The organism is Paraglaciecola algarum (assembly GCF_021532655.1).
GTDB lineage: Bacteria > Pseudomonadota > Gammaproteobacteria > Enterobacterales > Alteromonadaceae > Paraglaciecola > Paraglaciecola algarum.
In genome coordinates this window covers 510,336-521,645 of record NZ_JAKGAS010000002.1, presented here as the reverse complement: position 1 = coordinate 521,645, position 11,310 = coordinate 510,336, and the positions used below count along the sequence as shown (strand labels likewise).

The following is an 11,310-nucleotide window of genomic DNA, read 5'->3' as shown; positions in this document are numbered from 1 at the left end:
CTTAAGTTTTTTAAAGCTAAAACCTAATCTCGATTAACCACTGCATTATGATACACATGCTGTACATCGTCACAGTCTTCTAACATATCCATAAACTTGTCGAATGTGGCTACATCATCGCCAGAGACTTCTGCTTCTGTTTGCGGGATAAAGGTTATCTCTTCAGAATCAAATTTAATCTCTGGATCATCTTCTGTTAGCGCTGTTCGCGTGTTATTGAATTCCGTGTGCGGAGCGTAAACTGTAATCATACCGTCTTCAGCTTCCACTTCAGTTACATCTACGTCAGCTTCCATCAATACTTCTAACACAGCATCTTCGTCTTCACCGGGAAATTCAAATACCGCTTGATGATCGAACATATGGCCCACTGTGCCTTCTACACCCAATTTTGAACTGGTTTTAGTGAAACAATTACGTACGTCTGTAATGGTCCGATTATTGTTGTCAGTTAAACAATCCACAATCACCATACAACCACCAGGGCCAAAACCTTCGTAGCGAGCTGGTACATAGTCTTCACCTGCACCACCGGCGGCTTTGTCGATGGCTTTGTCAATCACGTGACTTGGCACTTGGTCTTTTTTAGCTTTTTCGATTAAACGGCGTAAAGATAAATTGGCTTGGGGATCAGTCCCGCCATTTTTAGCCACAACATAAATTTCTTTACCGTATTTAGAATATACCTTGGTTTTAGCTCCGGCTGTTTTTGCCATGGAGACTTTGCGAACTTCGAATTTTCTTCCCATTTACTGTTCTCTTTTTTATCTAGCTGCTTTTTAGTGAATCATTAGCAGTTTAACGATTAGGCTTAATATCTGCGATTTTACCGCGTATGCCATAGAAGTACAAAAGCAAAAACCTTCTAGCTTATCCACATCTAAGGTATATGTTCAGAAGCCAAATAGTCGTGAGACTGCATTTCTTTCAATCGGCTTAAACAGCGTTTAAATTCAAAGCTTAGTTGCCCTTGTGTATACAAATCTTCCATCGCGACTTCAGCTGACATAATCAACTTTACATTACGCTCATAAAACTCATCAATCATGGCAATAAAACGTCGTGCAATATCGTCATTGGCTTGGCCCATTTGTTCAACGTTTGCTATAAGTACTGAATGGTATAAACGGCTAATTTCCATGTAATCTGTTTGACTTCTTGGACCGTCGCATACCGCCCTAAACTCAAACATCACCACTCCATCAGCGTAATGCAAAGACGGGATCAAGCGACCTTCAATTTCTATGCTTTGATTCTCAGTGCCCACCTCAGGTGCCAACTGACTGAAATAGGTATGTAAATTTTTATTGGCTCTTTCATCAAGTGGGTAATGAAATATTTCAGCTTGCTCTAAAGTACGTAAGCGATAATCCACTCCACTGTCCACATTAACTATGCGCGTGTTAAGATTAATTAATTCAATAGCCGGTAAAAAGCGAGCTCTTTGTAAGCCATTTTTATATAAGTCATCTGGAATAATATTAGAGGTAGCGACCAATACTATGCCATGGGCAAACAACTCTTGCATCAAGGTACCTAAGATCATGGCATCGGTAATATCCGATACAAAAAACTCATCAAAACATATAACTCTTGTTTCGTTGGCAAAGGTTTGTGCGATAATTTTTAGTGGATCAGATCGGCCACCTAAGGTTTTAAGTTCTTGATGCACTCTATGCATAAATCGATGAAAGTGAATACGCATTTTTTTGTCAAATGGCAAACATTCGTAAAAAGTATCAACTAAATAGGTTTTACCGCGACCCACACCGCCCCAAAAATAAATACCCTGGATGGTAGGTTTATGCATACCTTTACCAAAAGTTTTTTGCAGTTTAATTCGCCAAGTTAACTTTTTTTGTGGCTGGGTTAATTCATCGTATAAACGTTGCAATTCTTTCACTGCATTTTCTTGCGCAGCATCATATTGAAATTCAGGCGTTTGTAAATCGGCTTGATATTTCTGCCATGGAGTTTGCCCTGTCATAAATTTAAATTTTTCCTACCGTTTATCGTGTAATGCTGTCTTAAGAAAATAAATAGCCACTTGAATACAAATAAAATGACCGCATTAAAAATGCTAGGCGTATAATAACAGTATTGTGCTTCTGCTCAGCTACTTAATTCAACTCTAATTAGCGTTTACAGAAGCAAAAAATGAAATATTAGGAGTATTTATGGATTGGATTATTGGCTTATTGTTATTAATTGTAGGTGGAATTATTGGTTACTTTGTTGCAAAACATTTCAGTAAAGAAGATGAAAACCAACAAAATAGAGCAGAAAGCGAACAGACAGTGAAAGAACTAATGGCACAGCAAGCCTCAGTTCACTTACTTGAAACTAAAAAAATTGCACAACAATTAAGCCAACAAGCTGAAGCATTGACTCAGCAAATATCACACTATGAACAAACCGTGATCAGGCAGAACTCGGGGGCTGAAGATAATCAACTAAACTATTTTGGTGAACACGCTACAGCATACCTACGCAACAAAAGTGACAGTCCAACTCGTGAAAAAGATACTGCTGATATTCAGCCTTTGGACTTTTCCGCTGAGGGCTCTGGGCTTTTTTCTGGTTCGGCGGAGCCAGAAAGCAAAGAAGTGAAGTAAGGAACTTTCTGTAAATACATATAGTCATTCTATTGTTTATTAATATAAATTTTTGGAGATAATATTCGATGAATAAAATAGTGAATCGTTTTGCCGTAGCCTGTTGTGTTGTTGCAGCGAGTATGTCGATAAGTGTGTCGTCAAACGCTGCTTTGCCTTTCTTTTCAACAGATAAAAACGAAGTGCCAAGCTTGGCGCCTATGTTGGATAAAGCAACACCAGCCATAGTCAGTATTTCTGTTGAGGGAACCCAAGTTTCTCGCCAAAAAGTACCAGAGATGTTTAAACACTTTTTTGGTGGCCCGAATGAACAAGTGCAAGAACGGCCTTTTAAAGGTTTAGGCTCAGGAGTCATAATAGATGCTAAAAAAGGTTATGTAGTAACTAATAACCATGTAGTCGATAATGCTGACGAAATAACAGTTACCTTAACTGATGGTCGTGAGTTAAAAGCTAAAAAACTGGGTGCAGACGCACAGAGTGATATAGCTCTATTAAAAATCGAGCCTGAAAACTTAACCGCAGTGCCCCTTGCTGATTCTGATGCGTTAAGAGTGGGGGATTTTGTAGTGGCTATTGGTAATCCTTTTGGCCTAAGTCAAACCGTGACGTCTGGCATCGTCAGCGCCCTAGGACGTTCTGGTTTAAATATTGGAGGTTATGAAGACTTTATTCAAACTGATGCAGCCATTAACCGCGGAAATTCTGGCGGAGCCTTAGTTAGCCTTAGAGGTGAACTGGTAGGTATCAACACTGCTATTTTTGGCCCGAATGGCGGCAACGTAGGTATTGGTTTTGCTATTCCTTCAAACATGATGAAAAGTTTAGTGGATCAAATCATTGAGTTTGGTGAAGTGCGTCGAGGGTTACTTGGTGTGACTGGCCAAGACATTGATTCTGGTTTATCTGAAGCAATGAATTTAAAAGTTAGCAAAGGCGCGTTTGTACTCGAAGTCTCTGCTGATTCAGCTGCTGAAAAAAGCGGCATTCAAGCCGGCGATATCATTACAGAAATGAATGGTAAAGAAATCGATAGTTTCCAAGAACTTAGAGCGAAAATCGGGAGTATCGGCGCAGGTAGCGAAGTAGAATTAACCTTATTGCGAAAAGGAAAGCGTAAAACTATTGAAGTTACATTAGGTGACGCGACCCAAGTAACGGTTGTAGCTAAAGAAATCCACCCTGCGTTGGAAGGGGCAACCTTAACTAATGGTAAAACTAAACAAGGTGATGATGGGATAGTTATTTCGGAACTAGAAAGTCGTTCACCCGCAGCCCGTATTGGTTTACAAGACGGTGATGTGATTATCGGTGTTAATCGTAAAAAGATTGATACTGTTGTGCAATTACGTAGTGAGTTAGATGATGCTAAAGGGGTAATAGCGCTAAATATCAAACGTGGATTAACCTCATTGTATTTAGTGATCCGTTAGTTTCACCAAAATAGCGGCTTTTGCTTAACGCTTTAGCCGCTATCAACTTACTGATTTGAATGCTATTATCTTTAACAATTGATATAGCTACCTGCCTACTCACACGTGCCAAGACTATTAACATCTATACTTAAATCCATTCTAATTGGGATAATAATTTCATCCATTATTCTTATTCTAGTTCCTGATTTACGCCAAGGTAGTGGATTACCCTTAACTTTTTTCCAATCACAAGATAAAACGGGTAAAAAATTAACTTACAGCCAAGCCGTCAATTTAGCAGGGCCGGCCATAGTTAATGTTTATAGCCAAAGTTTAGACTCAGCCAATAGTTACCGTCGCCAGCCTTTAACCAGAAGCAACCTTGGTTCAGGGGTAATAATGAGTGCCGAAGGGTACGTATTGACCTGCTTGCATGTGATTGAAAATGCAGTCACTACAAAAAATAATATTATAGTGGTGGGTTTACAAGATGGTCGGCTAGCAGAAGCACAAATTGTTGGATTTGACCCAGTAACCGATTTAGCCGTATTAAGTATTTCTCAAGATAACCTACATGTCGTTCCACAAAAAGAACAAGCCAGCAACCTAGTGGGCGATGTAGTGTTAGCCATAGGCAATCCCTACAATTTGGGCCAAACCGTGACCCAAGGTATTGTCAGTCGTATTAATAACAACGGTTTGAATTACTACTTCGATTATATTCAAACAGACGCTGAATTATATGAAGGCAACTCAGGTGGTGCCATAGTGGACAGTGAAGGATATTTAATTGGCATAGCCAGTGCTAACTTTAAAACCAGAATTGGTAACAGAATTGAAAACGTTGAAGGCCTTTCATTTGCCATCCCTTATTCACTTGCTAAAAAAGTCATGGATGAAATTATTGCTAGTGGCAAGGTTACCCGTGGCGCCTTAGGTTTTAATGGGGAACAAATTGCCGGAGGGCAAGTCGGTAGTGGCATTCTGGTGACTGGGGTAGTAAGAGGAAAACCCGCTGAATTAGGTGGCTTACAGGTGAATGATATTATTTTGTCAGTGGACGGCCTTGCTACTACTAGCATACGTGACACATTAAACTATATCACCAACACAGCTCCAGGAACTTCGGTGAAACTAGAAGTAACTCGGAACAGCCAAAATATTGAACTGACTATGGAAGTAGCTGAATTAAACTAGGGGCTAGCTTAATCTGAGTTAAATTCAGCCTAATTAAACCAAGCTAGCTCAATCTGACTATTAGTAAACTTGCCTATTCATTAATGCGTTTAATGTTGGCGCCTAAGCCATTTAGCTTCTTCTCTATATGTTCGTAACCACGATCTAAATGATAAATTCGATCCACTTTTGTTTGCCCTTGCGCAACCAAGCCTGCAATAACCAAACTAGCTGAAGCACGCAAGTCTGTGGCCATAACTTGTGCGCCTTTTAACTTGGAGACTCCATCACACACAGCACTATTGCCTTGCAGTGATATTTCAGCACCCATACGTTGTAATTCAGGAACATGCATAAAACGATTTTCAAAAATATTTTCTGTTACCACGCCTGTGCCCACTGCTAAACAATTTAAGGCCACAAACTGAGCTTGCATGTCGGTTGGAAAACCAGGGTGCGGCGCAGTTTGAATATCAACACTGGTTAAGGTGCGATCTGTCATATCTAACTCAATCCAATCCTCACCTATATCAAGCTTGGCTCCTGCTTTTATTAATTTATCTAACACCACTTTCAAGGTTTCAGGCGCCGCGTTTTCACAACGAATTTTACCGCCTGTAACAGCAGCTGCTATCAAGAAGGTGCCAGTTTCAATTCTGTCGGGCAATACTTTGTAACGACAACCATTAAGCGCTTTAACGCCTTGGATCACTATTTTGTCTGTACCAGCATGTTCGACTTTAGCGCCCATGGCATTTAAACAGTTAGCTAAATCAACAATTTCAGGCTCTCTAGCTGCATTTTCTAGAATAGTTTCTCCCTCTGCCAAACATGCTGCCATCATTAGGTTTTCAGTGGCTCCCACACTCACTACGTCCATGAATATGTGCGCGCCTTGTAATCGACCATTTACTTTTGCCTGTATGTAACCAGCATCAACATCTATGATGGCTCCCATTTGCTCTAACCCTTGCAAGTGCAAATCAACCGGTCTAGCACCAATCGCACACCCTCCAGGCAAAGATACTGACGCTTGACCAAACTTAGCCAGCAGCGGTCCAAGCACTAAAATGGAAGCGCGCATGGTTTTAACTAACTCATAAGAAGCGTTAAAATTATTAATCTGTCTAGGATCTATTTCAACCGATTGAGCATCTAAGCGAATGGCATGAGCACCTAGTTCACTTAGCAAGGCTAAAGTGGTGCGGATATCTCTAAGCTCTGGCACATTATCAAAAGTACAAGTTGAGTCGGCTAATATACTGGTCATCAAAATGGGTAAGGCTGCGTTTTTGGCGCCTGAAATAGTGACACTACCTTTTAGAGGGGGACAAGCCTCAATAATTAATTTTTCCATGTGAGTACTCTAGTTTGATAATTTAAGCAGGGGGTATAAAGAAATAAGACTTATTGAGGCAGATTAAATAATTTCTCTCGTTGCCATTGAGATTCAGTAAAGGTTTTAATCGAGACTGCATGCATCACGCCTTCAGCTATTTTTTCAGCTAAGGGAGCATACACAAATTGTTGTTTTTTTACTCTGCTCATATCAGCGAATTGGTCGCTCACAGCAATAACTTGAAAATGAGAGCCTTCACCACTCACATGCACTTCAGCTAAACCAAGTTTATCTTTTAATAATATTTCTATTTGTTGGTGTTCCATAACAAGCCCAATGTTTTGAAATTAATCTGCTATTGTACCGATAAAAAGCCGTCAACGTCGCTAATTTTTGCCAGATTCACTAGGGTTTCTGGAATATTTTTTAGTTCTAACAATATATTCTGCTGCTTGCAGTTCTTTAGCAGATTAATTAACCAAGCTAACCCCGCGGTATCAGCATGGGCAATACCAGACATATCCAATATTGCACTTTCAGTTTTAGATGTTTGACCAAACTTCTTTAAAGCTAGAAATGTTTGTTGTTTACACAAAGGCACTGAATCACGATTTAAATCGCCTTGCAAAACAAAGTGTCCTGGCTTTTGCGTAACCAGTGTTAAGGCTTCCATCTACAATCCTTTATTTTGATTCTAAAACCAGTGGTTTTTCAATCGCGCTTTTCATTAAATCGATCACTTCTTGCAGACCGTCTTTACGTAATATCGATTCAAACTCACTTTGTTTGCTAGACAACATACTAATGCCCTCCGCTACCATGTCATAAGCTTTCCATTCATTAGTTCTTTTGTTTTTACGCAATTTAAAAGAAAGATTAATGTCAGGACGGTTTTGATCTTTAATTATGGTTCGAACCGTAATAGCTGATTCATCATCATCCAACTCTTTAGTGGGCTGAAACTCTACTTCTTGATCTTTATAATAAGACAAGGCAATGGAATAAGTGGTAATCAAATAAGAACGAAATACGCCGATATACTCAGGGATCAACTCTTTAGGCACTTTTTTATAATATTTGCCCAAAACCTTTAACGCTGAAAAATTGTAATCAATATAAGGTAACAACTCTGTTTCCATAATATCCCGCAGAATTTCTGGATTTTTTTCAATTTCAGGACGTTGCTTTTTCATCCGCTCAAAGGTTTTATTTGCTACATCTTGGATCATCACATAAGGATTGACTTCTTCTGCCTGAAGCAGATTTGAGGAAAGCAATAACAAACCGCTAACCATAATTTGAGTAAATTGTTTTAACACGTTTAAATTCTCCACTATAACTTAGTCGTTATTGCCAAATAAAAATTGGCCAATAAGATCTTCCAACACCAATGCTGATTTAGTGTCCTGTATGTAGTTACCGTCAACCAAGTTTTCAATACCATCAATGGCAAAACCTGGTTGAAATCCAATATATTGCTCGCCTAATAGTCCAGAAGTTAGAATGGCAACTGAACTTGTCTCTGGAAACTTTTGAAATTCTTTTGAAATACTCATGGCCACTATAGGGGTAAAGTCTTCATTATCTAACGTAATACTATCTACTCTGCCCACTGTTACTCCCCCCACCTTAACAGCCGAGCGAGCTTTTAAGCCGCCAATATTGTCAAACTTAGCGTATAAAGTATAAGTGTCTGCTGAGCTTGAGATACTTTGATTCGCTACTTTTAAAGCCAATATCAAACCGGCTGCTATGGTTAACACCACAAATAAACCTACTAACAATTCCGCCTTTCTGGATTTCATTCCCATTTCCTTTACTCAATTCCAAACATTAATGCAGTTAAAATAAAATCTAACCCTAAAACAGCTAGCGAAGAAAACACTACGGTTTCTGTCGTAGCTTTACTGATACCTTCAGATGTGGGTATTGAATCATACCCTTTAAACGTCGCAATCCAGGTAATGACAAAAGCAAAAACAATACTTTTAATCACACCGTTCATCACGTCTTTATCCCACTCAACGGTTGCTTGCATGATAGACCAATAACTGCCTTCGTCCACACCTAGCCAATCTACGCCAACTAAATGTCCACCAATAATGCCAACCGCACTAAAGATTATAGCCAACATAGGCATAGATATAACGCCAGCCCATAATCGAGGTGCTATAACTCTGCGTAATGGGTCAACCGCCATCATTTCTAAACTACTTAATTGCTCGGTCGCTTTCATTAAACCAATTTCAGCCGTTAGTGCTGAGCCTGCTCGTCCTGCAAAAAGTAAAGCTGTCACCACTGGGCCTAATTCACGCAATAATGACAGTGCAACCATAGGCCCTAAACTGCCTTCAGCACCGTATCCCACTAATATTGTGTAGCCTTGTAACGCCATCACCATGCCAATAAACAAGCCTGACACCACAATAATTAATAATGACTGCACACCCACTACATATAATTGCTTGATAGTTAGTGGCAGCATTTTTAATGGTTGAGGTTTAGCCACAAGCGCACCAAATAACATCAAAGTAGCGCGACCAAACATCACCACTCTTTCAATAGTACTTGCCCCAATATTCGCTAACCAGTTCATAAGTCACCACCCAAGAAAGCTTGTGCTGTGCTTGATGCAGGAAAATGAAAAGGCACCGGCCCATCAGCCTTACCTTGTAAAAACTGTTGGACTAACTCCGAATCACTATTTTTTATTTGTTCTGGGGTACCACTGCCAATCACTTTTTTCTCAGCCAAAATATAAATATAGTCAGCTATTGTTAACACCTCAGTGACATCATGAGTGACCACAACACTAGTTAACTGGAGCGCATCATTTAGCGCTTTAATTAACTTAACTAACACCCCCATTGAGATTGGATCCTGTCCAGCAAATGGTTCGTCGTACATGATTAATTCAGGATCTAAGGCAATCGCTCTGGCCAAAGCAGCTCGGCGGGCCATGCCGCCAGATAATTCTGCAGGCATTAGTTCAGCAGCGCCTCTCAACCCAACAGCCTGTAATTTCAACATTACCACTGTGTGAATAACTGATTCAGGTAATTTTGTATGTTCACGCAACGGGAATGCTACATTGTCAAATACCGTCATGTCGGTAAAAAGCGCACCACTTTGAAACAACATACTCATTTGCCGGCGTACTTCAAATAATCTATTCCGCCTCATTTTAGGAATAGATTCACCTTTATATTTAATTTCGCCTGAATCAGGGGTGAGTTGACCACCCATTAAGCGCAGCATAGTGGTTTTTCCTATGCCACTGGGTCCCATAATCGCGGTTGTCTTACCTTTTTGGATCCGCAGTGAAATATCGTCGTAGATAATTCGGCCACTGCGGCTAAAGGTTAAATTGTCTATTTCTATCAAATTTTCCATTTAAGTCTGGATTGTTCCAAAAAAAAGTTAACTGAAAGGTTAAAAAAATACGCCTTTGATATGTTGCACATTGTATTCGTTTTCGCGACTAAATAACAAAAGGAAAAAGTAACAAGGTATATTCAATTAAAACCAATTTTAGCTGAATACAAACTTAATGTACGTTTTGTGCTCAATTCATACTGTAACAATATTTAATCAAGATAATTTGATGTCATTATACACCCTTGTTTTTATAGTCTTGGTGCATATATTCTCAGCCTATGTGCATGAATGCAGTAAATTGACCGCAGCGGCAATAAAAAAGTTTCAAACATATTCTCGATATTTTATCTGTCATGCATATGCAATCTCGCCACTTTTTGCGACAATTACCCTTAGGTTCTTATGAATAATAGAAGTGAACGTTTGTGATTTTAGAAGCTGGTTATTTTCTGGTGTGGTTAGTCATTTTAAGTTGGGCCGCAGACAGATTTGTGTTTGGCGCCTCAGCACTCGCCAAAAATATTGGTGTATCCCCTATGATTATTGGGTTAACCATAGTGGCTATGGGGTCCTCTGCACCTGAGATCATGGTGGCCGCCACAGCCTCATTGAATGGTAGTACAGACACAGCAGTCGGTAACGCATTGGGCTCCAACATTACCAATATTGCTTTGGTTTTAGGCATTACTGCTTTGCTCAAGCCATTAACCGTGGCATCTAGCACCCTAAAAAAAGAAATGCCTATTTTATTATTGGTATCTGCTTTAGCCGTCTACTTTTTATCTGATCAGACATTAGGCAAAACAGAAGGCATAATTCTGATCATTTTGTTCTTCTCTGTTATTGGTGGCCTGACTTGGATGTCGTTGCATATGGAAAAAGGCGACCCATTAAAATCCGAGACTGAAGACGAAATCCCTTCTGGTGTGCCTACCTCCAAAGCTATTTTGTGGTTAATCGTGGGCATAATAGTTTTACCACTTAGCGCTCACTTTATGGTGAATTCCGCAGAAATCATCGCCCGACATTTTGGTATGAGTGAGTTAGTTATTGGTTTAACCATAATAGCCATAGGTACTAGTTTACCTGAGCTAGCAGCCTGTATTGCAGGTGTATTAAAAAATGAAGATGATTTAGCTTTAGGTAATATTATTGGTTCTAACATATTTAATATTTTAGCTGTATTAGCCATGCCTGGTTTAATTGCCCCAGGCGAAATAGATATTAATGCAGCCAATCGTGATGGTTATGTAATGTTAGGATTAACTGTCTTGCTCATTGTATTTTGTTTCAATTTTAGAGGGACAAGGCGTATTAATCGCTATGAAGCATTTTGTTTATTTAGCTGCTTTATTGGCTATCAATTTTTATTGTTTGCCTAGGCGAT

The 11,310-nt window shown here is 39.6% G+C and carries 13 protein-coding genes; 4 read left to right on the top strand and 9 right to left on the bottom strand.

Going from position 1 to position 11,310, the window contains the following annotated elements; all coding sequences use genetic code 11:
• Positions 1-23 precede the first annotated feature (23 nt).
• Positions 24-749 carry a YebC/PmpR family DNA-binding transcriptional regulator gene (locus tag L0668_RS05775; RefSeq protein WP_235311129.1) on the bottom strand — a complete coding sequence of 242 codons (726 nt, stop codon included), beginning with the start codon at positions 747-749 and terminating at the stop codon, positions 24-26.
• 131 nt (positions 750-880) lie between these two features.
• On the bottom strand, positions 881-1,987 hold the full coding sequence (zapE, locus tag L0668_RS05770) for a cell division protein ZapE (RefSeq protein WP_235311128.1): 1,107 nt from the start codon (positions 1,985-1,987) through the stop codon (positions 881-883).
• A gap of 190 nt (positions 1,988-2,177) precedes the next feature.
• On the opposite strand from zapE, the gene L0668_RS05765 reads away from it, so the two are divergent.
• The 3 genes from L0668_RS05765 (at position 2,178) to L0668_RS05755 (ending at position 5,227) form a co-directional block, all read left to right on the top strand.
• Complete coding sequence (locus L0668_RS05765; RefSeq protein WP_235311127.1) at positions 2,178-2,615, top strand: ZapG family protein; 438 nt, start codon at positions 2,178-2,180, stop codon at positions 2,613-2,615.
• 68 nt (positions 2,616-2,683) lie between these two features.
• Positions 2,684-4,048 (top strand): DegQ family serine endoprotease, encoded by a 1,365-nt coding sequence (locus tag L0668_RS05760; RefSeq protein ID WP_235311126.1) that lies wholly within the window; start codon positions 2,684-2,686, stop codon positions 4,046-4,048.
• A gap of 105 nt (positions 4,049-4,153) precedes the next feature.
• On the top strand, positions 4,154-5,227 hold the full coding sequence (locus L0668_RS05755) for a trypsin-like peptidase domain-containing protein (protein WP_235311125.1): 1,074 nt from the start codon (positions 4,154-4,156) through the stop codon (positions 5,225-5,227).
• A 73-nt stretch (positions 5,228-5,300) separates the two neighbouring features.
• Here L0668_RS05755 and murA read toward each other — a convergent pair whose 3' ends face one another.
• From murA to L0668_RS05720, 7 genes are read right to left on the bottom strand one after another with little or no spacing between them, the layout of a single operon-like run.
• A complete protein-coding gene (murA, locus tag L0668_RS05750; RefSeq protein ID WP_235311124.1) occupies positions 5,301-6,563 on the bottom strand; it encodes a UDP-N-acetylglucosamine 1-carboxyvinyltransferase in 1,263 nt (420 codons plus the stop codon).
• A gap of 50 nt (positions 6,564-6,613) precedes the next feature.
• Complete coding sequence (locus L0668_RS05745) at positions 6,614-6,871, bottom strand: BolA family protein (protein WP_235311123.1); 258 nt, start codon at positions 6,869-6,871, stop codon at positions 6,614-6,616.
• A gap of 29 nt (positions 6,872-6,900) precedes the next feature.
• Positions 6,901-7,218 (bottom strand): STAS domain-containing protein, encoded by a 318-nt coding sequence (locus tag L0668_RS05740; RefSeq protein WP_235311122.1) that lies wholly within the window; start codon positions 7,216-7,218, stop codon positions 6,901-6,903.
• Between the two features lie 10 nt (positions 7,219-7,228).
• Positions 7,229-7,840 (bottom strand): MlaC/ttg2D family ABC transporter substrate-binding protein, encoded by a 612-nt coding sequence (locus tag L0668_RS05735; RefSeq protein ID WP_235311227.1) that lies wholly within the window; start codon positions 7,838-7,840, stop codon positions 7,229-7,231.
• Between the two features lie 45 nt (positions 7,841-7,885).
• Positions 7,886-8,350: an outer membrane lipid asymmetry maintenance protein MlaD gene (mlaD, locus tag L0668_RS05730; protein WP_235311121.1), complete on the bottom strand. Its 465-nt coding sequence runs from the start codon at positions 8,348-8,350 to the stop codon at positions 7,886-7,888.
• Positions 8,351-8,361: 11 nt separating this feature from the next.
• The gene (mlaE, locus tag L0668_RS05725; protein ID WP_235311120.1) at positions 8,362-9,141 is read right to left on the bottom strand and encodes a lipid asymmetry maintenance ABC transporter permease subunit MlaE; all 780 of its coding nucleotides are present in this window, start codon (positions 9,139-9,141) and stop codon (positions 8,362-8,364) included.
• Complete coding sequence (locus tag L0668_RS05720) at positions 9,138-9,938, bottom strand: ATP-binding cassette domain-containing protein (RefSeq protein WP_235311119.1); 801 nt, start codon at positions 9,936-9,938, stop codon at positions 9,138-9,140. The genes mlaE and L0668_RS05720 overlap by 4 nt, the downstream gene beginning before the upstream one ends.
• A gap of 410 nt (positions 9,939-10,348) precedes the next feature.
• On the opposite strand from L0668_RS05720, the gene L0668_RS05715 reads away from it, so the two are divergent.
• Positions 10,349-11,305 (top strand): calcium/sodium antiporter, encoded by a 957-nt coding sequence (locus tag L0668_RS05715; protein WP_235311118.1) that lies wholly within the window; start codon positions 10,349-10,351, stop codon positions 11,303-11,305.
• Positions 11,306-11,310 lie beyond the last annotated feature (5 nt).

Excerpts from the sequence above, each read along its gene's own strand:
- mlaD (WP_235311121.1), bottom strand. The coding sequence starts at position 8,350 with ATGAAATCCAGAAAGGCGGAATTGTTAGTAGGTTTATTTGTGGTGTTA.
- zapE (WP_235311128.1), bottom strand. The coding sequence starts at position 1,987 with ATGACAGGGCAAACTCCATGGCAGAAATATCAAGCCGATTTACAAACG.
- L0668_RS05740 (WP_235311122.1), bottom strand. The coding sequence starts at position 7,218 with ATGGAAGCCTTAACACTGGTTACGCAAAAGCCAGGACACTTTGTTTTG.
- L0668_RS05735 (WP_235311227.1), bottom strand. The coding sequence starts at position 7,840 with ATGGTTAGCGGTTTGTTATTGCTTTCCTCAAATCTGCTTCAGGCAGAA.
- L0668_RS05760 (WP_235311126.1), top strand. The coding sequence starts at position 2,684 with ATGAATAAAATAGTGAATCGTTTTGCCGTAGCCTGTTGTGTTGTTGCA.
- L0668_RS05745 (WP_235311123.1), bottom strand. The coding sequence starts at position 6,871 with ATGGAACACCAACAAATAGAAATATTATTAAAAGATAAACTTGGTTTA.
- mlaE (WP_235311120.1), bottom strand. The coding sequence starts at position 9,141 with ATGAACTGGTTAGCGAATATTGGGGCAAGTACTATTGAAAGAGTGGTG.
- L0668_RS05765 (WP_235311127.1), top strand. The coding sequence starts at position 2,178 with ATGGATTGGATTATTGGCTTATTGTTATTAATTGTAGGTGGAATTATT.
- L0668_RS05720 (WP_235311119.1), bottom strand. The coding sequence starts at position 9,938 with ATGGAAAATTTGATAGAAATAGACAATTTAACCTTTAGCCGCAGTGGC.
- murA (WP_235311124.1), bottom strand. The coding sequence starts at position 6,563 with ATGGAAAAATTAATTATTGAGGCTTGTCCCCCTCTAAAAGGTAGTGTC.
- L0668_RS05775 (WP_235311129.1), bottom strand. The coding sequence starts at position 749 with ATGGGAAGAAAATTCGAAGTTCGCAAAGTCTCCATGGCAAAAACAGCC.